We start from the raw sequence: 26,384 nt of genomic DNA on the forward strand, positions 1-26,384 counted from the left end.
TATATTCTTTCGTTAGAAATCCATAATAATAGTCGATGTGTCGTGTTATTTTGAGATGGTTGACAGCCAGCGTTCAAAATCGAAACGAGTAGTGTCTACCGGTGGCAGTTCGCGGAGAGGATTTCTCTTGAAGTCGGGGAGCGTTCTCGCGGCGGCGACGGCGGCGTCCGGAATCGGTGCGGCGGCGACGGAAGAGCGGTCGTCCTATCGAATTCGACGGGGGACGGAGGACGAAACGGAGGTGTACATCACGAACTCCGGAGAACCCGGACCGACGGCCGTCGTCGTCGGCGGCATCCACGGAAACGAGGAGGCTGGGTACCGCGCCGCGGATGCGATCACGTCGTGGTCGATAGACAAGGGGAAACTCATCGTGATTCCGCGCGCGAATCCGGTCGCCATCGAGCGGGGAACGTACTCGAACGACGACGGGAACCTGAATTGGAAGTTCCCCTCGAACCACGAACCGACGTCGGCGCTCGCTCGCACACTGTGGGAGACTATCGACTACCACGACCCGAAGACGGTGTTGACGCTCCACAGTTCGAAGGGGATTTACCGCGAGGCCGAAGGGCCGGACGGTGACGGACAGGCCGTCTATCCGACGCTCGCGGAGGGTGCGGACCGCGACGCGACGAAAACCGCGACGTACATGAACCGATATCACCTCTCGGACTCGCTCCCGGAGTATTACGAGTTCAAGATGGGGGAGGTCCTCGACGGGTCGAAGCCGGTGTTGATGCACAAAGTCAGTGCGGACATGGGAATTCCGGGCTACCTCCTCGATACGACGCGGTACGGGACGGACCTCCACACGCGGGTCAACTGGACCCTGAACATGGTTCGTCACCTCCTCCGCCGAAACGGAATCGACCGGACGTACGAGTAGCCGACCCGAAAACGGTTGAGAATCCGACCGGTCGGACGACTAACTATCGGGACCCATAACCGGGAACTCTTTGCGTCGGGGGTCGGAGTGGGAGTATGAAAGATTGGGTCATCGACGACGAGAACCTCTCGCTCGAACGGAAATCCCTTCTCCCGGGCGAGGGATTTTTCTTTCCAGATTCGCTCGAAGCACAACAAGAAGAACAGGAAGCGAAAGAAGAACTGACGGGAGCGGAGCGGGCGGTCGTCGCCGACCCGGACGCCGACGGGTTGGCCGCGACGGCACTCGTCCGCGAGGCGTACGGCGAGACGGCGCTCATCGACGCGGGACCGCACGACCTCGCGGACGCGCTCGAACGAGTCGTTGCGTACAGCGAACCCGGCGCGACCGTGTTCATCTGTGACCTCTGTCCCGACGCCTACGAACCGGTCGCACGGGAACTCGAAACGCTGGTCGAGGAGGCGGACGAAGTGTTCTGGTTCGACCACCACCAGTGGGACGACGCGGTGGCCGACGCGATTCGAGCCCTCGGCATCGAACTCGTCATCGGCGAATCGGACGAGGAGTGCACTGCCGACGTGGTTGCCCGGTCGCTCGACTACGACTTCCCGGACTACCTCGTCGAACTCGCGGAAGTCACGCGAGACCACGACCTGTGGCTCCGGAACGACCCGCGGAGCGACGACCTCGCGGACTACTCCTACTGGGCGGAACCCGAGGAGTACATGGAGGTCATCCAGACGCACGGCGCGGACCTCCCGGAAGACGTCGAGGAGTTCCTCGCGGAACGGCGCGTCGAGAAGGAGGCGCTCATCGAGCGGGCGGTCGAGCGCGCCGATATGAAACAGATCGGAGACTGGACGGTGGGCGTCACCTACGGTCGCTGTTCGCAGAACGAAGTCGCCGAAGCGATGCGCGAGCGAGGCGCGGACGCCTCGGTCGTCGTCAAACCCGCCGGGAGCGCGAGCATCCGCGGGACCGACGAGTTCGAGCGCTGCCACGAGGTCGCCCGACAGGTCAACGGCGGCGGCCACCCGAAGGCGGCGGGGTGCAAGCCGAGCATCTACGACGACATGCTCGACTACGCTCACCACTGGACGACACAGGGTGCGGTGACGAAACGAGTGATTCTGGAGGCGTTCTGGAACCTGAAACACGCAGACGACGAGGCGGCGGAGGAGTTCGAAGCGGGCGAGACGGACGAAGAGAGCGAGACGGACGAAGCGGACGAATAAACGCTCCGCGCTCCGTTCGACGGAAGGAGTCGAACCGCGTTCAGGGAAGCAACGACAGCGCGAGTTCTTTCTGACGCGTCGCGTCTTTTTCGGGGTCGTCGCTTCCGCGATACCACAGGTCGAACCACGCGAGCGCGGACAGTTGCGCGACGAAGCGATAGGCCCGCTGTCGCCGACGAAACGCGTCATCGCGGGTCAGTTCATTGGTCTCCGCATAGCCGTCCAACAGCGCGTCGTGGACGATTGCCCGGCGGTCGGCGTCGAGCGGACGCCGACCGCACAGGTAGTGCTCCGTCGTCGCGAGGTCGAACTCGTGGTGGCCGGTGAACTGGTTCCCCCAATCGAGGACCGTCCGAACGGCACCCGTCTCCGAATCGACGAGGAGGTTCCCGAAGCGGTAGTCGTCGTGGAGGAGCACCGGTTCGGGGGTCTCGGGAACGGCTTCGAGATGGCCATCCAGACCGACGCGCAGGTCGTCGGTCAGGTCCGCGAATCGTTCCGACTCCTCGATACGCGAGAGGTTCGCCTCGGCGTAGGAACGAACCCGTGCGGGCCAGTCGGGTTCGAGGTCGGCGAGCGAGAGGTCGCCCACGCTCGGTTCGGCGTCGGCGTCCATCCCCGCCCGAAGCCATCCGTAGCCGTCGAACGTGGCGGCGGCGTGAAGTTCGCCGAGGTGTCGCCCGGCGTCGCGCGCGGTGCGAGAGAGGGCGTCGTCGGTCAGCGACGTCGGACCGGAAACCGCCTCGCCGGATGCCCGCTCCATCAGGAAGAAAGGTGCGGACAGGTCGTCGTGCTCGTCGACGTACCCGAGGACGTTCGGTACCGGAATCCCCGTTCGACGATTCACGAAGTCGAGAATTCTGGGTTCCACCCGAAACGACGGCGGGTCCACGAACGAGCGGGATTTCAACACGCAACTCCGGTCTCCGTCCGGCATCTCGACGGTGACGAAGAACACGTCGTCGGTCCCCTCGTCGGCCGGTATCACGTCCGTGACCGACCGTTCTCCGAGGATTTCCTGCACCAATCGCGGCACGCGCTCGGTCTGCAGAGTCGTATCCGTCATAGCTTCGACCGTCGGTGACTCGCGGCCACGGCGGTAGAAACCTTGTGGTGTCGAGTCGCCAACAGCAAGCCGACCGACTCGGTTCGTTTAATCCGGGGCGCGACGAGGCCCCGGTATGAGCATTTTCGAGACTGACGACGCAATCGTCGGCATGGTTCACCTGTCCGCCCTTCCGGGGTCACCCGGTTTCGACGGGAACTTCGACGCCCTCCGGACCCGCGCGCTCACCGACGCTCACGCGCTCGAATCCGGCGGCGTGGACGCCATCATGGTGGAGAACTTCGGCGACTCGCCGTTCTACCCCGACGACGTGCCGAAACACGTCGTCGCCTCGATGACCCGCGTCGTGACCGAACTCCGGCAGGCCGTTGACTGCCCAATCGGCGTGAACGTCCTCCGGAACGACGCCGAGGCGGCCCTCTCGATTGCGACGGCCGCCGACGCCCAGTTCGTCCGCGTGAACGTCCACACCGGCGCGCGCCTGACCGACCAAGGCGTCGTCGAGGGGCGAGCGTACGAGACGCTCCGCCTCCGCGACGAACTCGACTCCGACGTGAAGATTCTCGCCGACGTGGACGTGAAACACTCCGCGCCGCTGGCCGACCGGCCCGTGACCGAACTGGTGGACGAAACCCTCGGCCGCGGCCGCGCGGACGGCGTGGTCGTGAGCGGCGTCGGAACGGGCCACGAAGTCGATACCGACATGCTGGAGTCGGTCGTTTCCTGCCGGGACGAACTCGGGTCGGACGCGCCGGTCCTCCTCGGGAGCGGCACGACGGCCGAGAACGTGCGCGACCTCCTCGACGTCGCGGACGGCGCAATCGTCGGGACGGCGCTCAAGGAGGGCGGCGAGACGACGAACCGCGTGGACGAATCGAAGGTCGAAGCGCTGCTCTCGCGGCGTTAGAGAAAGTCCAAAACGTCCTCTTCGGTCGGGAATCCGCCCCTCGCACCCTCCGCACCGCAGTTGAGCGCCGCCACGGCGGCCGCGAACTCACCCGCCTCCTCCGCGCTCCGCTCGCCGAGGAGCCACCGGTGAATCAGTCCGGCGGTGTGGGCGTCGCCCGCGCCGGTCGTGTCGGCGACGGGCACGTCGAAGGCCGGAATCTCGGTGACGCCGGAATCGTCGAACAGGAGTGCGCCGTCCCGTCCTCGGGTGACTGCGCCGCGCTCGACGCCGCGGGCGCGGAACTCCTCGACCGCTTCGCGCGGAGCGACGCCGAGGTACGAGCGGACCGGCACCTCGCTCGTAACCAGCAGGTCGAAGACGGAAAGCGCCTCGTCCAACGTCTCGCGGGTGACGCCCCGACCGTCGAGTTCCGAGAGCGGCCCGGCGAGGTCGAAGGCGAGCGGTGGCAGGTCGTCGTTTCGGCGTGCGGAGACGAGGCGGGAAACGGCCTCGTCGGGCGCGTAGGCGCTGGTGAAGACGACCCGCGCTCTGCGAAGATACTCGAGGTCGGCGTCGGTCAATCGGAGGGCGGGAACCGCATCGCCGCCCGCGATTATCATGCGCTCGCCGTCGGGGTCGCGGAGGATGAGACAGTACGAGGAGTCCTCGTCGCCGCGGCGGACCCGGGTCGCGTCGATGCCGCGGTTTTCGAGGTCAGTTTCGACGAACGAACCGTCCTCGTCGTCGCCGACGCGCGCGACGACGCCGGTTTCGCGTCCGAGTCGCGTGAGGGCGGTGGCGACATTGGCCGCGACCCCACCGGCGGACCGTGATTCGTCGCGGACGAACGCCCCGCCGTCGGGTTCCGGGAGGTTCGACAGCGAGTACACGTGGTCCACCAGCGCGCTCCCGACCGTCACCGCGTCGAATGCCATTGTCGGGTGGTTGCGGCGGGGCGGGAAGTCGGTTGCGCTACGGCCTGCGGAACACGTAGGTCAGCCCCGCCCGCTCGATTCGAATCACGCCCGCGTCGTGGTCGAAGACGACCGAATCGGCCCGTCCGTCGAACTCGTGGAGCGGCATTCCGGCCGTCACGTGGCCGTCCCGCGCGACGGTGAACCGGGCGACGCCCATCCGCGCGACGAGTTTCGGCCCGTGGTCGTCCACGTCCGGTGCGAACCGGCGAAGGTTGGTTTCGATTTCCCCCCAATCCGCGATGGGCACACGCTCTTCCATACCCGAAAATCGCTCGGGACGGGCAAAGCGATGTCGGCGAGAATGCGGGTCACGACGCGTCGGGACGCTCGACGCCGGTGAACGAAAACCGAGCGCCACCGGCGTCGCTCTCGTCGATGGAAAGGGACCAGCCGTGCGAATCGGCTATCTGCTGCACGATGCTCAACCCGAGACCGGTCCCCGCCTCTTCGGTCGAGTAGCCGGACTGTAGCACCTGTTTTCGGTGTTCGTCCGGGATTCCGTGACCGTCGTCCGCGACGTAAAACCCGTCGCACGTCGAGCCGACGCGGACGGTAACGTCGTCGCCGCCGTGTTCGACCGCGTTCCGAAACAGGTTCGCGAACAGTTCCGTCAGGCGGTCGCGGTCGGCGAGGAGTCGTCCGTCGGCGGGGCCGGTATCGACGGTCGCGGACTCGCTTTCGATGCCGTCCCACACGTCGGCGGCGAACTCGTCGAGGACGACCGTTTCGAGCTTCAACGTCTTTTGCCCCTCGCGGGCGATTTCGAGGAGGTCGGAGATGATGGTCTCGATTCGGTCCGCGGCTCGCTCGATTTCGTCGAAGTGCTCCGACTCGCCCGTTTTTCGGGCGAGGTCGAGATACCCGTAGACGATGCTGAGCGGCCCGCGAAGGTCGTGTGAGACCTGACTCGCGAACTCGTCGAGACGCTCGTTCTCCCTTACGAGCGCCTTTTCGCGTTCCTTCCGTTCGGTAACGTCCCGAACCGCACACACGTACTCGTCGTCCGGGGCGGCGGAAATCGTGAGCGTCAGCGCGAGCGTTCGTCCGTCCTTTCGTTCGCCCGTGATTTCGCCGCTCCACTCCCCGGCGGCATCGACCGTCGAGACGACCTCCGACGAGAGGGTGGCCACGGCGTCGTCCGTGAGCGTCGTCGCCCAGTTTCGACCGATGAGCGTCTCCGCGTCGTACTCGAACAGGTTGGCGTAGGCGTCGTTGACGTAGTTGAACCGGAAGTCGTCCGTGAGCAACGCGATTCCCTCACGGGTCGTGTCGATGGCTCGAAAGCCTCGATGAACCTGTTTTTCCACGTGGCGGTGTGACACCGCTTGCGTGATTTGAGACGCCAGAGTAACGAAGCGCGCACCGGACGTTCCCTTCTGGAGATAGTTCGTCGCGCCAGCCGAGATGGCGTGGCTTGCGACATCCTCGCTCCCCGTCCCGGTGAAAACGATGAACGGGAAGTACGGACGGCGCTCGCGCACGGTTTCGAGCAGTTCCAACCCCGAACCGTCTCGGAGTTCGTACTCGGTGACGAGACAGTCGATATCGACGTCACGCTCGAAGAGCCACTCGACGGCGTCGTCGGCGTTCGTCACGCCGATGACGTCCTCGATATCGTCCTCGCGTTCCAACGTCTCCCGGGCGAGTCGAAGGAAATCCTCGTCGGTATCGACGTGGAGCACACGGAATGCAGCGGGAAAATCGTGACCGATAGAAACCGGGTCTACATTCGCCATGCAGTTTTCACTATCGAGAGGGGAAGAAGGCATATATTTAACTAATTAGGTGCGGAGACGGACGCCCGAAGCCGAATGCCGACCCTGCCGAATTTCCGGGCTACCGCTCGCCAGCGACCCACTTGTGGGAAAACGAGGTGCCACAGGAACAGTAGGCGTACGCGTGAATGACGTCGCCCTCGGCGTACAGGCCGCCGACCTCCTCGTTTTGCTCCTCGGCGAACGCGAAGACGAACTCCACGTCGTGGTCCCCCTCCGGACAGTCAGCGCCCGCGAGGTCCGCCGCGACGGTTCCCTCGGTCCCCATCGCCTCCTTCGCAAAGCTCATCGCGTCCATCCCGGTCGCCTTCTTGAACACGTTTCGTCCGGTCTCGCCCGGAACGACCAACAGCACACCGCCCGGAACCGATTCGCCGTAGTCGGCGAGTTTGTCCCCCGACACGAACGAATCGGCGAGAAAGAGCGCAACGTCGTCGGGACGCTCACCGGCGAGGAACTCGTCGCGGGCACTCATTCGTCGTCAACCTGCCGTGCGATGTCGGCGAGACTCTCGGTCGGCGCTTCCGTCGCCTCGTAGACGGCCCGCGAACCGGGTTCGCGGATGCCGTATTTGAACCCCTCTTCAACGACGTCGATGAGAACCGACTGGCCGAACGAGCGGTTGCTGTCGGCGAACCACTCGGAGAGGCGGTTCTCACCCTCGCCCGGATTCCGCGCGAGTCGCGGCGTGTCGTACACCCCTCGGATGAGGCGGCCGTCGCCGGTCAGCGGCCGTTCGATTCGGGCGCGATACTCCGTGTCGTCCATGACGACGCGGACGAGTTCGTCCGCCGGAAAGGAATCCTCGTCGTCCGCAGGAATCTCGATGTTCGCACGGTTCGTCGCACCCGCCTGCGCCAGTGTCGCCCTGACGGTTTCAGTCGTATCACTAGAAACCCGTTGCGTCATAGTCGTGAAAAGATGGTGTAAATGTTTGAGTGTTCCGCCGCGTTACTCGTCGTCTTCCTCGTCGCCCTCGCCGTAGAGGGACTCGACGGATTCGTCGCCGTACTCGGAGATACGGACGTTGAGCTGTGCGACTTCCTCGCTGACTTCCTTGCCGCGGACCGAGATGCGTCGTCGCTCGCCGTCTCGCTCGGGGTTGTAGCCCGTACCGCCTTCGAGGAGCACGTCCTTGAGGTTCGGACCGGCGACGTCGTCGCGCATCGGGCGACCGGCGTTGTCCGATCCACCGGTGATTTCGACGGAATACCCGTCGAGACCGACGGCACTGCCGTCGACGTCCTCGCCGATGGACTTGCCGAGGAATCGGTTCGCGTCCTGTCCGTCTACTTCGCGCTGATAGGCCGCCCCGGAATCGGGGTCAGCAACGACGACCTGAAAGTTTGCCATACGGAACGAATATCGGTCCCTCCCTAAAAGGACATCGAAACCCACTCTCCCGGACGAAACCGCTTTCCGCAATCCGGTCGTGTTTCGGAGGCGGGGGAGGATGACAGACGCATATTACTTCGTCAGCGACCTTCACGTCGGGGGCGACGAGCAGTTGCAGGAGTGTGAGTTCGAAGACGAGTTCGTCGAGTTCCTACGGACGCTCGAAACGACGGACGAGGACGCCGAGCTGATAATCCTCGGCGACGCGTTCGGCCTCTGGGAGTTCACCCAGTCGGCGGGCATGACGAAGTTCGACCTGCTCGTCGAACACCATCCGAAACTGTTCGAGCAGTTCCGGAAGACGGGCGAAAACGTTCGCATCACGCTCATCCCCGGCAATCACGACGCGGAACTGGCAGGATATCCCGAGTACGAGGAGCGACTGGCCGAGTACAACGTCACCCTCGACCCGACGCTCTCGCTGACCAGACGCGTCGCCGGGAAGAAGATTTGGATCGAACACGGCATGCAGGAGGACGCGCACAACCGAATGCCGGAGTTCGGCAACCCGCGCGCCAATCCGCTCGGCTACTTCGTCAACCGCCACATCACCGGAAAGGCCGGACAGCTCTCGGGGCGGGGGAAGTACAACTGGCTCAAGGACATCCAGTCGCTCACGCCGTTGGAGGAGATACCGGACTGGATGGCGTCGAACTACTTCTACCGCGAGATGAACCCGTTCCTCCGCTACGGCGCGCTGCCGTTCCTGTTGCTCTTTCAGGTCAGCCTCATCTACCTGCTCGTCCTCGTCTTCGAAGCGTCCGGGGTCGTCGGGTCACACGCCGTTTCAAACTTCACCACGTCCGTCCTCCGGCAGTTGGGGGTCGTCGGCGACGTCGTGGAGTTCGTCATCTACGTGAACCTCGTCGTCGTCGGGCTCCTGCTCGTGATATCGATACCGCTGTACTTCTTCGCCCGCGACGTGCGAAAGACGCTCGAACGGTTCGGCCTCGTCAGGAAAGAGAAACCCGAGGAACCGTCGGACGCGCCCTACGTCGCCGCCGCCGAGGACGTGTTCGAGGAGTATCCCGACGTCGTGGCGTACATCTACGGCCACACCCACCGCGTCTCGCTCACGAACGTCGGCGAGCGGGTCATCATCAACACCGGGACGTGGCTCAAGCGACTGCACCGGACCTCGACGCTCATCGGCATCCTCCCGCCGGTGTACTACCCGTCGTTCCGACTGAACTACTTCCGAATCGGCGAGGAAGAGGGGAACGTCGTCGTCGAGTACCACACCATCGAGAAGGAAGCGCCGAAAGAGCTGACGCTCCTCCAGCGGTTGCTGACGCGTCGGCCGAAGGTGGAGAACGACGTTCCGAAACGGACGGTCATCGAAGCGTCGGAGAAGGAAGTGGTCGAATCGGCGTCGAAGGAGTAGCAGAAGCGAAATAGACACGCTTCGAGAGAGCGCATACCCTAGTATCTGTTGACATATTGTGTGAGTCGATGACGTTCGCCCGACGAACGGGAAAATCGTCAGCAGCCGCTGGATTCGTCCCGACGTTACTGGCCAATCTGGTTCCGCTCGGCGGGTTCGTCGCGTTCGGCTGGCAAATCCGGGAACTGCTGGTAATCTACTGGCTCGAAATCGTGGTCATGCTCCTCCTGTACGGTGGTGCAGCGCTCTTCGCTTCGCGAAGAATCGTACTGGAAGGACGAACGCTCTTTCTACCGGGCGTCAGCAGGAAACGGGAGTTGGACGAAGCGAAGTGGGGAACCGACCCGGGGAAGTTCGTCTCACGGAGTGGTTGCCACCGATATACCGCCGAAACACGCAGGTCGTCGTCCGGTCGGTGATTTGGGGAATCGGTATCTCCGCCGTTCCGCTCATCATCTACGATTCAGCTATCGAGACGTCGATTTTACCCACCGTGGCCGGGTCGGTTCTCGTTATCGCCGTCTCGCAACTCCTCAAGATTCGGCTCGAGTTCTTCAGAGAGCGAAAGTACGAGTCGATGTCCGCGCACATGGTCCTCGAAATCCCCTGTCGAATTATCTTCTTCATGTTCGTGTTCATACAGGGGCTTCAGGCGGTCGGCATTTTCTTCCACCTCGGGGTCTGGGCGGTGTTTGGAAGGCTTTCGAAGCAAGTGTTGACCGATAACACCGTCGAAATACTGTACGTAACGGTACTGGTTCTCGGCAAACTTACCGTCGAATGGGCGCGGTTTCGAGCGAACCGCGATCCAAATCCGAGCGGTGTCGCGAACTGGTTCACCCCACAGGACCCGCTGGCGGAATAGGTACCACGTTTGATGGTCGGTCCCGTAGTCGTCGGGCACATGGACAGTGCAAGAACGGTACAAATCTGTCGGACGGCTCAACCGGAGGACCCGAGAGCCACCGTTTCCGTCGAGATGATTACCGCGAATATCACGGAGGAATCCACGGCAGTCGTCGAAATCGGGGTGACGTGGGAGGGAGACGCGTCGGTACTCCTGTTCGGAAACACCGTCCCAATCGAACTGCCCCACCGGTGTTCGTGGCCCGAAACCGGTCTGGTACTGCTCCCGTCCCCCAACGGGTACGAACGACGGGCGGACGAACCCGAATGCTGGAAACCGAATCTTCCCGCAGACGACGATTTCGGCCATCCGCTGGGTCTCATGCGGAAGGAAGTCGAAACGGGAGATATTCTCTCCTGTCGAGCGGAAATCTGGGGGGACCACTGGGCAGAAAACTGCCTCGAACCGGGAGAATATTGGTTCGAAGAAACGCTTTCAATCGAGAACGAGGGGTACGCAGGGTGGGGATTCGCACTCCGTATAGAGAGTTAAAATTGTAAGTTCTACTACGAGCGAACGAAGTGAGCGATAGGCGCGCCGTATTTTCAGGGAACTAGCAATCGTACCGCGAGCGACGCGAGGCGCGGAGCGCCTCGGAAGCGAGCGGGCCGACGACTGAGCGGGGTGAGGGAGGAGTGTCTTCCTGAACGTAGTGAAGGAAGGCTGGGAAGTCGCATGCCCGCACAGCATAAGCGAGCAGGAACGTCTTCCGCTGCTTTTGGTCGAGCTTTTACAGGGAACCAGCAGGAATGACGACGGCCGTCGTCATTCCTGGTCGTGACCGTCGTAAAAGGTCGGTTTAGAACGGATACCGTCGCTGGTCGCGCTGCACCGAAATCCACTTCTCCTGCGTGAGTTCCTCGACGATGGCGTCACCGTCGTAGCGGCCGATTCCGGAGCCTTTCACGCCGCCGAACGGGACGTGGGGCTCCTCGTTGATGGGTTGGTCGTTGATGTGGACCATCCCGGCGTCGATGGCGTCGGCGAGGTCCTGCGCGCGCCCGAGGTCGCCCGCGTGGACCGAGGCGGCGAGGCCGTACTCGGTCGCGTTGGCGAGTTCGACGGCCTCCTCGTCGGAGGCAAACGGGATGACCGGCGCGATGGGACCGAACGTCTCGTTGCACGACGCGGACATGTCGTTGGTCGCGTCGGAGAGGACGGTCGGCTTGACGAACAGACCGTCGTGGTGACCGCCGGTTTCGAGCGTCGCGCCCTCCTCGACCGTCGATTCGATGTAGTCGAGCATCTGGTCGCGCTGGCCCTCGTCGATGATGGGACCGATAACGTTGTCGCGGTCGGTCGGGTCGCCGATGGGGAGCGACTCGGCGCGCTCGGTCAGTTTCTCGACGTACTCGTCGTACACGTCCTCGTGGACGAGGTGGCGGTTGATGGAGATACAGACCTGTCCCTGGTGGAGGAACGACCCGAAGACGGCCGAGTCGATGGCCGCGTCGATGTCGGCGTCCTCGGTGACGACGTGCGGGTTGTTCCCGCCGAGTTCCATGGCGGGGAGCGCGAGGTTCTCCGCCGCGAGGCTGGCGACGTGTTTGCCGACTTCGGTCGAACCGGTGAACGCCATGACGTCGAGTTCGGGGTGGGACGCCATGCGGTCGCCGATTTCCGAGCCTTTGCCGGGGACGACGTTGAGCAGTCCCTCGGGCAGTCCGGCCTCCTCGAAGATTTTGGCGAGGAGCAGGCCGCCGGTGACGGGGGTCGGCGAAGCGGGCTTGAGCACGACCGCGTTGCCGAGCGCCAGCGCGGGCGCGACGGCGCGCATCGAGAGGTTGAACGGGAAGTTCCACGGCGAGATGACGCCGACGACGCCCATCGGGATTCGCTTGACGTGGTTTTCCTTCCCCGGAATCATCGAGTCCTTGATTTCGCCGCCGACGCGGAAGGGGAACTCGGCGGCCTGCTGGGTGATGCCGCGCGCGGTCTGCCACTCCGCGAACGCTTTCATGTTCGCGCTTCCGGACTCCACCGCGAGCGAGTGGAGAATGTCGTTCCGGTGCTCGTCCAGCAAGTCGAGCGCGGACTGGATGACGCCGATTCGCTCGTTCGGCGATTGGTCCGCCCAGTCGGTCTGTGCCTCCGCGGCGGCCTCGTAGGCGCGGTCTACGTCGTCCTCGGTAGCGGCCGGAACGGACGCGATTTGCTCTCGGGTCGCCGGGTTCGTCACGTCGATTTCGTCCCGGTCACCGCCGTCGATCCATTCGCCGTCGATGTAGAGGGCGTTCCAGTCGCCGTCCAAGGTGTAGGCTCTGTCCGACATCACACTGAACTCCGGCCTTCGGCCCGATAAAGGGACAGGAACCGGCGGCGGTGTGGCGTTTTACTCGGGGTCGAAGAACGGATACGTCGGCGCTCGGAGGGAACGTCGTGGAGTCAACCGAAACGACTCGTTCGGACACGACGAAAAGTATCGAGATCATACATAGAGATATATTTTTCCACTGTTTTCAAGAATAAAAACTCAGAACGAGCATTATTGCAACCGAGACCGAAATGAAAAGTGCATGTGGAGAAGAAGCTTCGTTTCGGCCGCCGGTGCGTTCGGTACCCTCCTGTTCGGGAGCGAATCGGTTCGCGGAACCGCCGACCGGTTCGATGAGCGGACGGACGCGTGTTCACGGCCGTCCCCGCCGTCGAAGACCGTCATTCACCTATCGAGCGGCGAATCGGCGGCGCAGGAACACGCGCTGTTGAACGCGAAGAACCTGCTCGACGACGAGACTGTTCCGGTCAAGGACCTCGTGTTGCTGGCGAACGGGAAGGGAATCCTCGTCTACACCCCGCCGACGGCCGACAACGAGTTCGCGGACCGAATCGCGTCGCTACAGGAACGGGGTGTCACCTTCCGCGCGTGTGAAAACGCGATGGAGATGCTGGACGTGACCGAAGACGACCTCCTCCCGGGCGTCGAATCCGTCCCCTCCGGTGTCGGCGAACTGGCCCGTCTGCAGGAACTGAACTACGGGTACATCAAGGCCCCGTGACCGCGCGTCGGTGATTCTTTGCGGGGCGGTCGAAACCGACGAAGAAAAACGGCTTCGTCCGTTAGACCCCCCAATGAATATCCAGTTTCTCGGCGGGGCGCGCGAGGTGGGCCGGAGCGCGATTCTCGTCAACGACTCCCTCCTCCTCGATTACGGAATGCTGACCGGGAATCCGCCGCAGTATCCGGTCGGCGACGTGAACCCCGATGCCGTGGTCGTCTCTCACGGCCATCTGGATCACGTCGGTATCCTCCCCTCCCTGCTCTCGGGTGACGACCGCCCGCCGATTCACTGGACGCCGCCGACCTACGAACTGACGCGCATCCTCGCGCGGGACACGCTGAAACTGCACGGCGGGAGCTACGACTGCCCGTTCACCGAGGCCGAACTCAAACGGGTGACGCAGGTGTCTGAACCCCACGGCTACCGCGAGTCGTTCGAGGCGGCGGGCCACGAAATCACGTTCTACAACGCGGGCCACATCCCCGGAAGCGCGCACGTGCTGGTGGACGACGGCGAGACGCGACTGCTGTACACCGCCGACTTCCACACCGGCGACCAGCGACTGCTGTCCGGAACGACCGCCCGCCCCGACGCGGACGTGGTACTCTGTGAGAGCACGTACTCGGACGTGGAACACGGCGAGCGGGCCGCGACGGAGCGGGAGTTCGCGGAGAGCGTGAAGACGACGATTTGGGAGGGCGGCACCGTCGTCGTCCCGGCGTTCGCCATCGGCCGGACACAGGAGATGCTCACGGTCTGTGAAGCGCACGACATCGACTGCTACGTCGACGGAATGGGAAAGCAGGTCACGCGGATGCTCCGCCAGCACCCCGAGTTCGTCCGCGACCCCGACGCTCTCCAGCGGGCCATCTCGAACGCGCGGTTCGTGACGGGGCGGAACGGCCAGCGCAAGCGAATCGCGCGGAAGAACACCGTCATCGTGACGACTTCGGGGATGCTCTCGGGCGGCCCGGCGATGACGTATATCCCCGAAATCCGCGCCAATCCGGTCAACAAAATCACCATGACGGGCTATCAGGTCGAGGGAACGCCCGGCCGGGACCTGCTCGAAACCGGACGCGGCGAAATCGACGGCCGCGTCATGCCCGTCAGCGCGCAGGTCGAGTCCTACGACTTCTCCGCCCACGCCGACCGGGACGGCCTCCTCGAATTTTTGGATTCCTACCGCGACGCCACGGTGCTGGTCAACCACGGCGACAGGTGCGCGGCGTTCGCCGAGGAGTTACGGGCCGACGGCTACGACGCGAGCGCACCCGAACTCGGAAGTCGGTTCGAAATCGGCGCGGACGCCGCGCCGACGGAAACGACTCGGGGTTAAATCGTGCGGGACCACCACTTCGACCAGCGGCCGTTCGGTTCCCGCTGCCATCGCTGGTGAACCTTCGGACGGCGGACAGGCGACTCGTCGTCTTCGAGACCGAAGACGACGAGTCGCCTGTCCGCCGTTCGGGCGACGTCGAGTCCGGCGCAGCGGACTTTGCCGAATCGCTCCCACAGCGACCAGTCGCCGTTCGGTGACTGCTGTGCCAAACTGTGGAGTCGTCGGCCGGTGATGAACACGACCACCCGACCGGCCGCGTCCCGACCGGCAGCGACGGATTTCGCCTTCGGCCGGTGGAATATCTCGAAATCCTCCGGATAGCTCAGTTCGCTCCACGTCTCCTCCCACTCGGTATCCTCGAACCCGACTTGCCGGATGTGAATCGGCACGTCGTCGTCCCGAACGAGAAACGCCATGAAGCGTCCGTCTTCGTTCTCCCCGACGGCGAGCGAGTGGCCGTTCGCTCGTCCGCGTCGGTGCCAATCGGCCCACTCGTCGCCGTCCGGTTCGACCTGCCAGCAGTGGTGGACCCCGTACAGGAACTCCTTTTCGGCCTCCGTCAGGCCCGCCCCTTCGTCGGCGTAGTTGAGCAGGAACACCTGCAACCGCTCCTCGGCGTCGCGTTCGACGACGATTTCGTCGCCCGCTCGGTCCCCTCGGGACTTCCAGTCGGTCCACGCGGTCCCGTTTTGCTCCGTCTGTCTCGTGTGGAACGTCCCCGTCGTCGGGTCGGTGACGAAGACTTCGAGTCGTCGGTCGCCGTTGGGCGCGACCGCGACCGACCCGCCCGGACGGGGGTCGTCGGCGAGCGGACGCCACCCCTCCCAGTCACCGACCGGGGACTCCGAATCGGCCGTCTCCCGGCGGTTGTGGTACGTCCCGTTCGACGGGTCCGTAACGAACACTTCGAGGCGACCGTCCTCGTTGCGACCGACCGCTATGGACGTTCCTTCGGCCCCGTCCAGTCGCTCCCACTCGGTCCACTCCGTTTCCGACCCCACCTGCCTGCTGGTGTACACCTCGCCGTCGAGGAGGACGAACAGTTCGAACTGACCGTTTTCGTTTCGCTCCGTCGCTATCTTCATGCGTTATTCCTCCGTCTTCGGCAGTCGAACGAGGTCTTCGGGGTTCTGCGAGGCGAACACCACGATGGACCCCTCCTGTCGTTGCTTTTTGAGCAGGTCCTCGCCCATCTCGCGGTCGAGGTCGGCGAATATCTCGATGGCGGTGAGGATGTCCGGTTGTGGAACCCCACGACGAGCGGGCGGCAGTCTGCCGGTCGCCGCGATTTTCTCCTCCAGCATGATTCGCACGTACTCGGCGATGTCTATCGTGTCGCTCAGCTTTTCGTGCCACGACGGCGGATAGATGCTGACGTTCTCCCCCACCCGATAGAGGTTGTTCCCGGGCGTCCACGTCGTCGAATCCGTCAGCCGCTCTTCGAGCAGCGCGTGAGTGCGGTCCCTGTCGTAGCCGAGCGCGTCGGCGTAGGCGTCGAGACACTCCATCGAAATCCCCGGTTCCTCCCCGTGGTGGTGACGTTCGAGGTACGTCACGAAGTCGTCGATTTGATACTCGCGGTCGCGGAGCGAGAGGTCATCGACCAGTTTCTCATCAACAATGACCATGACACTCAGTTCGACCGACAACTCGATAAAAGTCCGCAGAACCGTTCTGAGAACTCCCAGCTAACCGCTACCGGCACTCGCGTCTGTTTCATCGCCGTGGAACGGATGAAAGTAGTGGGACACGACAAGGGAGTGAGCAGTCGAGGACGTCTATCGGACACGCACTAGGAGGCGAACATGTTCGGATGAAATCGGATGACGACGGGTAGCGTAGGACGAGTCGTATGACACGAATCGACGTCCGCGACCTGCCACCGTCCGAACGCCACGCGACCATCCACGCGGAATTCGCCGACCTCGACCGCGGCGAGACGCTGGAACTCGTCAACGACCACGAACCGAAGCCGTTCTTCTACGAGTTGCAGGCCGAGGACCCGACGTTCGACGCCGAGAGCTACGAAGCCGAACAGAGAGGACCGGAGGAGTTCGTGGCCCGGTTTCCGAAGACGACGGCGAGTTCGGTCGTCCACCTCGACGACCTCGACGAGACGCCGCACGCGGTCGTCTTCCCGGACAGCGAACCGAAGACGGTCCGCCTTCGCTTGGCGGCGGGCGAAAGCATCCCCGAGCACCAACATCCGGACCGTCAAATCGTCCTCTACCTCGTGTCCGGCGAGATGAAACTCGACGTCGGCGACGAAACGCGGGACATCGAAACGGGAGACATCGTGCGATTCGACGGCGAGCAGGAGGTCGCACCGCATGCGACGACCGACAGCACGGCACTGCTCGTGCTCGCTCCGCGGGCCACGGATGCCGACTGAGGGACGCGACGACCGACACCCGTGACGACCGACACCGCCGCCCGCTACGACAGACACCGAACGACCGGCCGCGAATCGACCGTTCGTGACCGTGAGGCCCCGAGACCGAACGATTCCCGAACATGTTCGCACACGGCTTCTCGGTTCCGGGAGTCGTCTAGTGACGTATGAAGACCGAATCGAACGCAAGAGTGGAATCGGATGGGAGAACAGAACCGAGTGAGGAACGACCGACGGCCGAAACTACGGTCGAGGTGCGCTGTACGGGCCACGTCCGGGATGCGGTAGGGTCGCCGGGACTCACGTTCACCTTCGAGGGGACGACGCTCCGCGAATTCCTGACCGCGTTCTTCGCGGAGTACGACGTCGAAGACATGCTCATCGCCGAGACGGAGGCCGACGCGACGACGCGGGGATGGGCGACGGTCCCCGGGGAACTCCCCGGAACGTGGCGGAAGAACCCGGAGGGAGAGCAAACCCGCGCGTACGCACGAGTGGCCATCAACGGGACCTTCAACGAGCACATCGGCGGGTTGAACACGCGCTTGGAGGACGGGGACCGCGTAGCGCTGATGTATCCGTTCATCTACTGTTGCTGAGCCGAATCGGGATGGGTCGGGTCGGCGGAACGGCGACGGAATACGGGACTACTCGTCGGTACCGACGTACTGCTTGATGACCTTCCCTTCCGCTCGATGGAGCGTCTCGCTGGCCGTCGATTTGGCGATGTCGGCCATCGCCGCGAGGTCCGTGAGCGTGCAGGTTCGCGGCGAGTCGTAGTAGCCGCACTCGACTGCGGTCGTCAGGAGTTGTCGTTGGCGCTCGGTGAGCAACCGCTCGGAAGCCGTCATCTCGCGGACGAACTCCACGTCGAAAGCGATATCGAACAGTTCCAGTTGCGTCCCGAGCGTCGAGAGTCGGTCGTGCGAGGCGGTGACTTCGAGCGTGGCCTCCCCGTCGCGGAAGGTTATCGGCAGTTCGAGCGGAACCCCCGACTCCTGCATCGAGAGGAGGAGAATCGGGTCGGTCGTCTCGAACCGGACGAGCGCCGTCTCCTCGGACGCGCGGAGGGGTTCGACATCGAGAACGTCGTCGTACGCCGCCATCTCGCGGAGAATCGACGGGATGTCGGTCGAAGTCAGTTCGAGGAGTCCGACGCCGGTCTGCTCGGCCGGAAGCGCCGCCAACACCCGGAACTCCGCGGTCGGGTGATTCGTCGAAAGGTCACCGACCCAAACGTCCGTCGGAATCGTAATCGTGAGTTTCGCGGTCGCCATCGTCAGTTCACTCGCTCCGTACGTGGAAATCGATTTTTGAACGTGTCCGAAATCGGAAATCTAAAACGAGAGGTGCGACGACGAACTCGGCATGTCGTCTTCGTCGTCCTCCTCGATACCGCCCTCGTGTGCAAACTCACACGTTCGGTCGGTCAGGTAGACGGCACCGTCGTCCACGGTGACATCGACCGGGACGAGGGTCGAACCGGCGGCCTTCCCGTTGTCACAGTGGCCGGAACAGCCGTCGAACATGGACCCGTGTTTCGGGCAGATGATGTCCCCGTCGCGCATCGCCGCGCCGAAACCGCGGTCGAGTCGCTGGTCGGTTTCGTGCTGGCAGAAGTTCTTCCACGCGGTAATGCAGTCGTCGCCGTGAACGAGAACGACCTCCTCTTCCGACCCGTCGCGTTCCCGAACCGTGAACAGAAACGAGTCGTTTTCGGGGAGGTTTTCGACCGTCGTCAGGCAGGGTGCGTCGTCCGTCTCCATACGCATCCCGTTCGCGCCTCGACAGTTAAAATAATCCCTCCGTCGGGGAGAACGTCAGTGGCTGACGGACTTCGACCGTCGGAAATCGTAGGTCACGCCGGTCAACTCCTCCGAGGAGTCCCACAGGCGTTCCGCCACCACCTCGTCGTAGGAGCGGTCGCTGGACGATTGGACCGAAGGCGGGCCGCGCATGTTCATCAACCCGTCGGGGCCGACGTACTCGCCGCCCGTGATGCCGCCAGCGGTTGCGGCGTAGAGCATCGGCAGGGCACCGCGTTCGGCGCTCTGGGCGAGGACCGCGTTCGCAATGCGCATCATCCACAGGCGAAGGGTCGAACCCTCCTGCCTCGGGCCGCGACCCTGGAGGTTCGTACTCGCGTAGCCGGGGTGACAGGCGACGCTCGCCACGTCCTCGATACCGGCGTCGCCGAGTCGCCGGTCGAGTTCGTAGGCGAACAGCACGTTCGCCAGTTTGCTCTGGGCGTAAGCGTCCCACTTGTCGTACTCGCGTTCGCCCTGCAAATCGTCGAAGTCCATCTCCCCGTTCTCGTGCAGGCCGCTACTCTGGGTGACGACGCGCGTCTCGCCGTCAGTTTCGAGCAGCGCATCGAGTAGGAGTCCGGTGAGCGCGAAATGTCCGAGGTGATTGACGCCGAACTGCAGTTCGAACCCGTCCGCCGTTTCGTCCCGCGGGACCGCCATCACGCCCGCGTTGTTACAGAGGACGCGCAGGTCGTCGTACTCGGACTCGAAGCCGTCCGCGAAAGCGCGAATCGACGACAGGTCCGCGAGGTCGAGTTCGCGCACGTCGAGCGTCGCATCGGGAGCCTCGGTGAGAATTTTCCCCTTCATCGTCTTCGCGTGATTCGTCCGTCGGCAGACCATGACGACGGACGCTCCCGTTCGGGCGAACGCGCGCGTCACCTCGTAGCCGAGGCCGCTGTTCGCGCCCGTGACGATTACCGTCTCGCCAGTCATGTCCGGCATTCTCTCTGCGGTCCACCCGGAATCGGTCATGGAACCGCCTACGGCCGCCCGGTACAGAAAGTCACCGCCCAACGAGGTGGGACTGGGACCTCCTATCCACTCACTATCTGCCTATCCGTCATCCGCCGCCTATCCGTCCACACTCCGCCTGCTGTCAATCCATCGTCCGACACTACAACCCGCCCGCGCCCGTCGGCGCGTCGGGAAGGTCCGCCGGTTCGACCGGGATGCCGAGTTCCTCCAGCGCGGCTTCGAGGTGTTCGCTCTTCGCGTACTCCGAGCCGTCCTCCTCTCGCTTTCGCTGGGCGACGGCGAGCACTTCCGCGCGCCTGTCGTCCGGGATGTCGAATTTGTCCGTTGTCAGTTCGATGGTCAGTCCGTTGTGGTCGGAGGTGTACAGCGAGTAGAAGATACTCCGGTCGAACTCGTTGTATCGGCGACCGTGCGCTTCGAGACGCTCGCGCACCTCCTCGATTCGCTCCGGGTCGAACCGGAACGCGAGGTGGTGCACCGCGCCGATTCCCGTTCGCTGTGGCGCGGGATTCGACTGGCGGCCCTCCTCAACGAAGAACGTGATGATACGGCCGTCGCCGCTGTCGAAGAACAGGTGCGTGACGTTCGGCGCGTCGAGGTTCGGCTGGCGGAGGACGAGCGGCATCCCGAGGATGTCTCGGTAGAACTCGACCGTATCCTCCTCGTTGCTCCCGATGAGCGTAATGTGGTCGGTTCCGGTCAGCGGGACCGCACCGTCGGGGCGTTCGGCGGTAATCGGTGCCTCGCCGTCGGTGGAAGGTTCGTCGGACATGGCGTTCTCGTTTCCTCGTTGGTCCCGAACGACGATATACCCTCGCGGACGGGAGCGTCACCACCTGACATCGATGTCAGTGGGTAAATCGACGGCGGGCTACCGGTAGGCATCGACGGTCCACGCGAGGCGGGGAAACGCCAGCGCGCTTCCGACCGACAGGAGCACCGTGACCGTCGCGGTCGGAGCGGGCGAGTGAAACGCGAGGTCGATAGCCGTCCCGAGATAGGCCACGGCGGCGATGACGACGTTGTAGTACAGCAACCGGAGGAAGAAAAGCGCGGGCGTCACCGGCGGCCAGTCGATGTCGAGCCACGGGCCGCGGAACGTCCCGACGCAGAGGACGAGCGCCAGCCACGCGAACAACGCGGCGAACTTCAGCGGCGCGTTGGGTTCGGCGTCCATCAACCCGTAGAAGGCGGGCAAACCGAGGAAGGTCACCTCCCCAACCGCGAAGAAGACGCTTTCGACCCACTGCTCGACGCCCCTTTTCTCGTCGCGGGGGCGAAGTCGGCGCTCCTCCGTCGAGTAGTCGGTGCTGCGGCCAGTCACGCGGGAAAATTGCGCGGCTTCGTACATAAACGTGGGGTGCGAACGAAAGGTTCGCGTGACGGGTCCGTTCGGGCGGTTCCTTTTTACCCCGTCCGCCCAATCCACGAACGATGACTAACGGCCCGGGAGAGGAGCCACCGGCGGACCGCAAGTCGCCGGTCGGAAAGCCCGTCATCCGCGGGGACGCGGCGATTACCGGTTCGCACGCACGAGAAGCGAAGGCGTTCGACCCGGACGACCCGGAGAGCGTCGCCGAGGCGGCGCGAACCGCCCGCGCGTTTGCGGGTGGCAGTCCGGGGAGCGAGGACAACGTATACATGTTGCGCGGAGCGGCGGCCTGTGCAGCGCTCGTCCGTGGCGTCGGGTCCTACAAAGAGGCCGCGGAACGAGCGGGGGGCGAAACGACGGTCTCCTTCATCCGAAAGTGGGCGCGGGTGCACGACCTCCCGCGGTCCATTCGACGCCACGTCGCCGTCGGCCACATCGCTCCGACGGCCGCCAAACACATCGCTCGGGTGGACGGCGACGCGCGCTACCAACTGGCGTGGGCAGTCCTCGACAACTCGCTGACCGTGCGCGAGGTGCGTGCCATCGTCAGCGACATCAGCGACGGGGCACCCCCGGAGCGCGCGCTCCGAAACCACGGCGTCACGCTCGGCGAGGTGACGCTTTCACTCCCACCGAACCTGTACCGCGAACTCCGCCGGGAGGCCGCGCTCGCGGACGAAGAACCCGAACACGTGATCGCTCGGGCGCTCGAAAAGGAACTCGGCTAAAAGCTGAAATTAATCGAGGAACGTTCGGGCCGTCTCGGTGAGGACTGTTCCTGCAGTCACGACGTCCGGCCAGTGAACGGTCTCGTTCGGGAAGTGCGCCTGTTCGATGGTCCCCGGTCCGAACAGGGTCGTGGGGATTCCCGCGGCGACGTAGTGACGCGAGTCCGCACCGTAGGTTTCGCCGCGGAGCGTCGTGTCGAGTCTCTCACCGTCCATCGCGGACTGGAGCGCGCCGACTATCGGTTCGTCCGGGTCCGTCTCCGCGGATTCAAACTGGATGGAAAACCGCTCGAACGTCGGTGGATGGTCACGAAGCCACTCGCTCTCCTCGACCACTTCGGCGAGCCGCTCTTCGTACATGGCCTCGACTTCATCGACCGTTTCGCCCGGCGCGACGCCGAGGCGCATCTCCGCGGTGAGCGTCGCGGGGACGGACGACGACCACGTTCCCGCCTCGACCGTCCCGACCACGATGGGCCACGGAATCGGAAACTCGTCGTACAGCGGATGCGTAACGGACTCGCTCCGCTCGGCTTCGAGTTCGAAGAACGCCCGTCGGATGGCCTCGAAGTGGGGGTGGACGCTCTCCCCGCGCCATCGCGTGGCCGCGTGCGCGGAGCGACCAGTAATGCGTAGCCGTTTCATGACCGTTCCCTCGACCGCAACGACCGGCGTGAGGTCGGTCGGTTCGGCGACGATGGCCGCGTCGCGCTCGAACGGATAGGGATTCGAGAGGGCTGCCGCCGCCGCACCCAGTCCGCCCTCCTCCTCGCCGACGACGCTTTCCACGACGAGTCGGCCGTCCAGATTCCGACCCTCGGCGTTCTCGTGGAGGTGTTTCGCCGCGAAGACACAGGACGCGAGTCCGGATTTCATATCGACCGCGCCGCGAGCGGTGAGGTCGTCACCCTCCCACGTCGGTTCGAAAGGGTCCGTGTCCCACGATTCGCGGGCCACGGGAACCACGTCCATGTGCCCGTTCAGGACGAGCGTCTGGCCGTCGTCCGGGTCGCCGAACTCCAGGACACCCGCGACGCTCGGACGCTCGACGAGGGTCGGCCCGTCGGTGCTCGCCTCGGTGTGTTCGATGGCGACAGGGTCGTCCGGGAAGGACGGATGTTCCGCCAACCGCTCGGCGTCGGCCGTCCACTCGTACGTCTCGAAGCCCATCTCGGAGAGCCGATCTGCGAGCCACTCCTGTGCGGGGCCTTCGTTGCCGCCCGTCGTGTCGAACGAACAGAGTCGTTCGGTGAACGCGCGCAACTCGTCATCCTGTTCGGTTTCGAAGTCGGTCATGGTTAAACAGTCGTGACCGGGGGAGAAAACGATGTTCACCCCGGAAATACGGACGGCTGCCGAGCGGAATGGCAAACGTTTAAACGTCGCAACTCGCAAGAAGAGATGAGGGCTGGTAGCTCAGTTAGGCAGAGCGTCTGGCTTTTAACCAGACGGCCAGGGGTTCAAATCCCTTCCAGCCCGCTTCTGTGAGGAACGAAGGTGACGAGCGAAGCGGTTCGAAGGGTTTGAGTTATGGAAGAGGCAGTCTCACGAGCATCGCGAGTGAGGAAGCGTCTTCAGGTGGTTCAAATCCCTTCCAGCCCGTTTTCACGACGAACGTAGATGAGGAGTGAAACGGCTCAAATCCCCACCCCGTACTTCTCGCAGACCGCGACATCGAGAGCGTCGCAAGAAGACGGGTATCGTAGAAACGAACGCTCGCCGAAGTCGTTCAGTAGATATTATAAGTTATCCGAACACAGGAACGGGTATGAACCGGTACATATCGGACCCACTCGAACCGCTCGGAACCGCGTTCGGGGTCCTGCTCGTTCTCATCGGAATCGGAACGCTCGTCGGTATGCCGTGGGCGCACAAATCCGGAAGCGTCCTGCTCATGCTGGGCCAAATACTCGGTGCGGTCGCCGCTATCGGTATCGGCGCGGCTCTCGCGTGGATCGCTCGGACGTAAAAAGCGGTTGTAGCTGTTATCCCTTGAACGGGAGGTAGGCGAGCATTCCGATGAGCGCCGCCGCGATGAAGCTGAGGATGGACACACCCCACAGTCCCGCGATGCGCTCGTGGAAGTGCGACACCGCTTCCTCCTGTTCGTTGTAGGCCTTCACGTCCGACGACAGCAGGACCTTATTGCCTTGGCCGTGTGCAACGAACGTCTCGTTGTTCGGTCCGAGTTCGACCGTCGAACCACTCTCGACCGAGGAAACGGTCGTTTTCGGTGCTTTCCACTGCAGCATCACTGCCTCGGCCGTGATGTTGTCGACCGTGGTGGAGTTGTTCGAGTACTGGAACGAGTCGCCCGTACGCAGCGTCTTCGTCGTCGGTTCGCCGAACTGCTGGCGCTTGTACTCGTCGACCGGAACGAGCGACTTGTTACCGCTGCTGCCGTTGACGACGACGTAGGTTTCGTTCCCTTGTTTGACCGTCTGCGTACCTTCCGAGAGGTTCTGGACCTCCCGAAGCGTCGCTTTCTTCGGCTCCGATTTGTTCGGGATGAGGACCTGGAACGTGGTGTTGTCCTGTTCGACTGTCGAGTTGTTCGCCAGTTCAGCCGAATACGTGGCGGCTTGCTGGGTCCACGCGACCTCCGCGGAGCCCCCACTCAACGAGGAGACATTGTACTGTCGCCCGTCGACAGTGAACTTCTGTCCCTGCTGTGAGAGCGTCTGATCCGGGTTATTCACCGAAACCGTCGGCTCCTTGGCCATGCCGACCAGTGAGTATGCCCCGGCAGAAATGACGAGGAAGATCGCAATGTATACGCCCGCTGCTCGTCGTTGCATACTCTAGCCCCTGTCCGCGTTCGGTATAATGGTTACTTTTTGGTTACACGGTTCACCCCTTCTTTTCATTAGCGTCGAAAACGAACGTGAGGCATGAAATTCGGCGTCATCAGCACGGCAAAAATCGGCGTGAATGCCGTGATACCGGCCATCAAAGAGGCGGGACACGAAGTCACTGCGCTCGCGTCGCGGAGCGAATCTCGTGCTGCGACCGTCGCAGAGCAACTCGACATACCACACACCTACGGAACGTACGAGGGGTTACTCGAAGACGACGAGATAGAAGCCGTGTACAACCCCCTCCCGAACGCACTCCACGCCGAATGGACGAAGCGGGCCGCAGACCACGGGCACCACATTCTCTGTGAGAAACCCTTGGCAGTGAACGCCGCCGAAGCGCGCGAGACGAGTACGTACTGTGACGAGCGTGGCGTCACGCTGATGGAAGCGTTCATGTATCGCTACCATCCCCGAACCCAACGCGCGGTCGAAATCGCACGGAAATTGGATATCCGCTCGCTCAAAGCCAGCCTTCGATTTTCACTGGACGACCCGGAAGACGTTCGACTCGACCCGAACCTCGCGGGCGGGAGCCTGATGGACGTCGGTTGTTACACGGTCAACGCCACACGACTGTTCCTCGGAGAACCCCGGCGCGTGTACGCGACAGCGACCGACACCATGGACTGCGGCGTCGAAACCGAACTGACAGCCATCCTCGAATACGAAGACGGTGTAACGGCGGTGATTTCCTCGGGGTTCACGACTGTCGGTACGGAACGATATCGCATCGAAGCCACCAACGGATGGATCGAAGCGCCGGACGCGTTCGTTCCATCGAAAGACGACGAAACCGAACTGACGTACCGAATCGACGACCGACACGTCGTCGAGGAGTTCGACCCGACGAATCAGTACGCCCGCGAGGTCGATCACTTCGTCGAGTCCATCCAGAACGGACGACCACCGGTAACGGACGCGACGGATGCGACGCGGACCCTCCAACTCATCGATGCCATCCGCGAAAGTGCCCACGAACGAGAACCGATATCACTCTAAATGAATCTCAGGAGACAGGATACCAGTCAAAAAATTTTCGAGCGTAAAACAGACCGAAGCGTGACAAGAGAGTACGGAATGCGTATTACTGGGAGTAGTATCCAAGAAGAAATCCCGGTTGCAGTCACATAGCGGTCGCTACGGGAACGGATTCACGAAAAGCCAAGGGCCGGATTTGAACCGGCGATGGGCGGCTCTGCAGGCCGCTGCGTTCGGCCGGACTCTGCCACCTTGGCGCAGTCTCTCCTTTGAAGTCGGTCACTTTAAACGTAGCGGTCTCAAGCGACTGTATAGAAATAGAAAAACCCGCACAGAGCGGTGGCTCCGTGCGGGTAGTGAATGCGAGTATGAATGGGAGGCGGCGAATCGGATTTCCCAGAGGCTCGCGCAC

The 26,384-nt window shown here is 63.4% G+C and carries 31 protein-coding genes, 2 tRNA genes and 1 pseudogene; 16 read left to right on the plus strand and 18 right to left on the minus strand.

The genetic code is table 11. The annotated features are described in order from the left end of the window. The first annotated feature begins 127 nt into the window (after positions 1-127). Positions 128-889, plus strand: coding sequence for a succinylglutamate desuccinylase/aspartoacylase family protein (locus tag OPC11_RS11800; RefSeq protein ID WP_264781979.1), 762 nt, complete (start codon positions 128-130; stop codon positions 887-889). Positions 890-984: 95 nt separating this feature from the next. Beyond that, on the plus strand, positions 985-2,124 hold the full coding sequence (locus OPC11_RS11805; RefSeq protein WP_264781980.1) for a recombinase RecJ: 1,140 nt from the start codon (positions 985-987) through the stop codon (positions 2,122-2,124). 40 nt (positions 2,125-2,164) lie between these two features. Here OPC11_RS11805 and OPC11_RS11810 read toward each other — a convergent pair whose 3' ends face one another. After that, positions 2,165-3,190: a phosphotransferase gene (locus OPC11_RS11810; RefSeq protein ID WP_264781981.1), complete on the minus strand. Its 1,026-nt coding sequence runs from the start codon at positions 3,188-3,190 to the stop codon at positions 2,165-2,167. 115 nt (positions 3,191-3,305) lie between these two features. On the opposite strand from OPC11_RS11810, the gene OPC11_RS11815 reads away from it, so the two are divergent. Continuing rightward, positions 3,306-4,097 (plus strand): BtpA/SgcQ family protein, encoded by a 792-nt coding sequence (locus tag OPC11_RS11815; RefSeq protein ID WP_264781982.1) that lies wholly within the window; start codon positions 3,306-3,308, stop codon positions 4,095-4,097. On the opposite strand, the gene OPC11_RS11820 is transcribed toward OPC11_RS11815, so the two are convergent. The 6 genes from OPC11_RS11820 to OPC11_RS11845 form a co-directional block, all read right to left on the minus strand. Beyond that, positions 4,094-5,014: a carbohydrate kinase family protein gene (locus tag OPC11_RS11820; RefSeq protein ID WP_264781983.1), complete on the minus strand. Its 921-nt coding sequence runs from the start codon at positions 5,012-5,014 to the stop codon at positions 4,094-4,096. The two genes, OPC11_RS11815 and OPC11_RS11820, sit on opposite strands and share 4 nt — an antisense overlap. Positions 5,015-5,051: 37 nt before the next feature. Further along, positions 5,052-5,315: a hypothetical protein gene (locus OPC11_RS11825; protein ID WP_007980152.1), complete on the minus strand. Its 264-nt coding sequence runs from the start codon at positions 5,313-5,315 to the stop codon at positions 5,052-5,054. A gap of 49 nt (positions 5,316-5,364) precedes the next feature. Next, positions 5,365-6,792 (minus strand): ATP-binding protein, encoded by a 1,428-nt coding sequence (locus OPC11_RS11830; protein WP_264781984.1) that lies wholly within the window; start codon positions 6,790-6,792, stop codon positions 5,365-5,367. Positions 6,793-6,892: 100 nt separating this feature from the next. After that, on the minus strand, positions 6,893-7,306 hold the full coding sequence (locus OPC11_RS11835; RefSeq protein ID WP_007980155.1) for a DUF5807 family protein: 414 nt from the start codon (positions 7,304-7,306) through the stop codon (positions 6,893-6,895). Next, entirely contained in the window at positions 7,303-7,740 is a 438-nt protein-coding gene (locus OPC11_RS11840; protein WP_007980156.1) for a hypothetical protein, read from the minus strand. The genes OPC11_RS11835 and OPC11_RS11840 overlap by 4 nt, the downstream gene beginning before the upstream one ends. A gap of 42 nt (positions 7,741-7,782) precedes the next feature. Beyond that, positions 7,783-8,184: a 30S ribosomal protein S6e gene (locus tag OPC11_RS11845; RefSeq protein ID WP_007980157.1), complete on the minus strand. Its 402-nt coding sequence runs from the start codon at positions 8,182-8,184 to the stop codon at positions 7,783-7,785. 100 nt (positions 8,185-8,284) lie between these two features. Between OPC11_RS11845 and OPC11_RS11850 the strand changes: the two genes are divergently transcribed. From OPC11_RS11850 to OPC11_RS11865, 4 genes are all read left to right on the plus strand, one after another. Next, positions 8,285-9,610 carry a metallophosphoesterase gene (locus OPC11_RS11850; RefSeq protein ID WP_007980158.1) on the plus strand — a complete coding sequence of 442 codons (1,326 nt, stop codon included), beginning with the start codon at positions 8,285-8,287 and terminating at the stop codon, positions 9,608-9,610. Positions 9,611-9,678: 68 nt separating this feature from the next. Next, positions 9,679-10,029, plus strand: coding sequence for a DUF6498-containing protein (locus OPC11_RS11855; protein WP_264781985.1), 351 nt, complete (start codon positions 9,679-9,681; stop codon positions 10,027-10,029). Further along, complete coding sequence (locus OPC11_RS11860) at positions 10,026-10,475, plus strand: DUF6498-containing protein (protein ID WP_007980160.1); 450 nt, start codon at positions 10,026-10,028, stop codon at positions 10,473-10,475. Before OPC11_RS11855 ends, OPC11_RS11860 begins: the two co-directional genes overlap by 4 nt. Before the next feature lie 39 nt (positions 10,476-10,514). Next, positions 10,515-11,009, plus strand: a complete 495-nt coding sequence (locus OPC11_RS11865) for a hypothetical protein (RefSeq protein WP_264781986.1) — start codon at positions 10,515-10,517, stop codon at positions 11,007-11,009. A 307-nt stretch (positions 11,010-11,316) separates the two neighbouring features. Here the strand turns inward: OPC11_RS11865 and OPC11_RS11870 are convergent, their stop codons facing one another. Then, complete coding sequence (locus OPC11_RS11870) at positions 11,317-12,789, minus strand: aldehyde dehydrogenase family protein (RefSeq protein ID WP_264781987.1); 1,473 nt, start codon at positions 12,787-12,789, stop codon at positions 11,317-11,319. Between the two features lie 244 nt (positions 12,790-13,033). Here OPC11_RS11870 and OPC11_RS11875 point away from each other — a divergent pair, with 244 nt between their 5' ends. Beyond that, complete coding sequence (locus OPC11_RS11875; RefSeq protein WP_069451025.1) at positions 13,034-13,513, plus strand: DsrE family protein; 480 nt, start codon at positions 13,034-13,036, stop codon at positions 13,511-13,513. A gap of 73 nt (positions 13,514-13,586) precedes the next feature. Then, positions 13,587-14,855, plus strand: a complete 1,269-nt coding sequence (locus tag OPC11_RS11880; protein WP_264781988.1) for an MBL fold metallo-hydrolase — start codon at positions 13,587-13,589, stop codon at positions 14,853-14,855. Here OPC11_RS11880 and OPC11_RS11885 read toward each other — a convergent pair. Next, positions 14,852-15,943 carry a hypothetical protein gene (locus tag OPC11_RS11885; RefSeq protein WP_264781989.1) on the minus strand — a complete coding sequence of 364 codons (1,092 nt, stop codon included), beginning with the start codon at positions 15,941-15,943 and terminating at the stop codon, positions 14,852-14,854. The two genes, OPC11_RS11880 and OPC11_RS11885, sit on opposite strands and share 4 nt — an antisense overlap. A 3-nt stretch (positions 15,944-15,946) precedes the next feature. After that, a complete protein-coding gene (locus OPC11_RS11890; protein WP_018128894.1) occupies positions 15,947-16,486 on the minus strand; it encodes a hypothetical protein in 540 nt (179 codons plus the stop codon). 224 nt (positions 16,487-16,710) lie between these two features. Here OPC11_RS11890 and OPC11_RS11895 point away from each other — a divergent pair. The 3 genes and pseudogenes from OPC11_RS11895 to OPC11_RS11905 all read left to right on the plus strand — a co-directional run. Beyond that, a pseudogene (locus tag OPC11_RS11895) lies at positions 16,711-16,932 on the plus strand (DUF2249 domain-containing protein); the annotation flags it as partial. Then, positions 16,915-17,250, plus strand: coding sequence for a cupin domain-containing protein (locus tag OPC11_RS11900; protein WP_264782005.1), 336 nt, complete (start codon positions 16,915-16,917; stop codon positions 17,248-17,250). The pseudogene OPC11_RS11895 and the gene OPC11_RS11900, both read left to right, overlap by 18 nt. 167 nt (positions 17,251-17,417) lie before the next feature. Further along, positions 17,418-17,849 carry a MoaD/ThiS family protein gene (locus OPC11_RS11905; protein WP_264781990.1) on the plus strand — a complete coding sequence of 144 codons (432 nt, stop codon included), beginning with the start codon at positions 17,418-17,420 and terminating at the stop codon, positions 17,847-17,849. A 48-nt stretch (positions 17,850-17,897) separates the two neighbouring features. Here the strand turns inward: OPC11_RS11905 and OPC11_RS11910 are convergent, their stop codons facing one another. From OPC11_RS11910 to OPC11_RS11930, 5 genes are all read right to left on the minus strand, one after another. Then, positions 17,898-18,527, minus strand: a complete 630-nt coding sequence (locus tag OPC11_RS11910; RefSeq protein ID WP_264781991.1) for a helix-turn-helix domain-containing protein — start codon at positions 18,525-18,527, stop codon at positions 17,898-17,900. 60 nt (positions 18,528-18,587) lie between these two features. Continuing rightward, positions 18,588-19,016 carry a Rieske (2Fe-2S) protein gene (locus tag OPC11_RS11915; protein WP_264781992.1) on the minus strand — a complete coding sequence of 143 codons (429 nt, stop codon included), beginning with the start codon at positions 19,014-19,016 and terminating at the stop codon, positions 18,588-18,590. A gap of 54 nt (positions 19,017-19,070) precedes the next feature. After that, positions 19,071-20,033 carry an oxidoreductase gene (locus tag OPC11_RS11920; RefSeq protein WP_264781993.1) on the minus strand — a complete coding sequence of 321 codons (963 nt, stop codon included), beginning with the start codon at positions 20,031-20,033 and terminating at the stop codon, positions 19,071-19,073. Positions 20,034-20,175: 142 nt separating this feature from the next. Continuing rightward, positions 20,176-20,808 (minus strand): VOC family protein, encoded by a 633-nt coding sequence (locus OPC11_RS11925; RefSeq protein ID WP_007980177.1) that lies wholly within the window; start codon positions 20,806-20,808, stop codon positions 20,176-20,178. A gap of 99 nt (positions 20,809-20,907) precedes the next feature. Then, positions 20,908-21,360 (minus strand): hypothetical protein, encoded by a 453-nt coding sequence (locus OPC11_RS11930; RefSeq protein ID WP_232423783.1) that lies wholly within the window; start codon positions 21,358-21,360, stop codon positions 20,908-20,910. A gap of 110 nt (positions 21,361-21,470) precedes the next feature. On the opposite strand from OPC11_RS11930, the gene OPC11_RS11935 reads away from it, so the two are divergent. Continuing rightward, a complete protein-coding gene (locus OPC11_RS11935) occupies positions 21,471-22,136 on the plus strand; it encodes a hypothetical protein (RefSeq protein ID WP_264781994.1) in 666 nt (221 codons plus the stop codon). 9 nt (positions 22,137-22,145) lie between these two features. Here OPC11_RS11935 and OPC11_RS11940 read toward each other — a convergent pair whose 3' ends face one another. After that, the gene (locus OPC11_RS11940) at positions 22,146-23,432 is read right to left on the minus strand and encodes a M20/M25/M40 family metallo-hydrolase (protein WP_264781995.1); all 1,287 of its coding nucleotides are present in this window, start codon (positions 23,430-23,432) and stop codon (positions 22,146-22,148) included. Positions 23,433-23,541: 109 nt separating this feature from the next. On the opposite strand from OPC11_RS11940, the gene OPC11_RS11945 reads away from it, so the two are divergent. Then, a tRNA-Lys gene (locus OPC11_RS11945) sits at positions 23,542-23,615 on the plus strand. Between the two features lie 289 nt (positions 23,616-23,904). Next, positions 23,905-24,105, plus strand: coding sequence for a hypothetical protein (locus OPC11_RS11950; RefSeq protein WP_007980185.1), 201 nt, complete (start codon positions 23,905-23,907; stop codon positions 24,103-24,105). Between the two features lie 16 nt (positions 24,106-24,121). Here the strand turns inward: OPC11_RS11950 and OPC11_RS11955 are convergent, their stop codons facing one another. Continuing rightward, positions 24,122-24,934, minus strand: coding sequence for a hypothetical protein (locus OPC11_RS11955; protein WP_264781996.1), 813 nt, complete (start codon positions 24,932-24,934; stop codon positions 24,122-24,124). Positions 24,935-25,027: 93 nt separating this feature from the next. On the opposite strand from OPC11_RS11955, the gene OPC11_RS11960 reads away from it, so the two are divergent. Further along, positions 25,028-25,993, plus strand: coding sequence for a Gfo/Idh/MocA family oxidoreductase (locus OPC11_RS11960; RefSeq protein WP_264781997.1), 966 nt, complete (start codon positions 25,028-25,030; stop codon positions 25,991-25,993). A gap of 160 nt (positions 25,994-26,153) precedes the next feature. On the opposite strand, the gene OPC11_RS11965 is transcribed toward OPC11_RS11960, so the two are convergent. Then, positions 26,154-26,229 (minus strand) — tRNA-Cys (locus tag OPC11_RS11965). Positions 26,230-26,384: the final 155 nt, after the last annotated feature.

Origin of the sequence: Haladaptatus sp. T7 (assembly GCF_026008575.1) — an archaeon.
Taxonomy (GTDB): domain Archaea; phylum Halobacteriota; class Halobacteria; order Halobacteriales; family Haladaptataceae; genus Haladaptatus; species Haladaptatus paucihalophilus.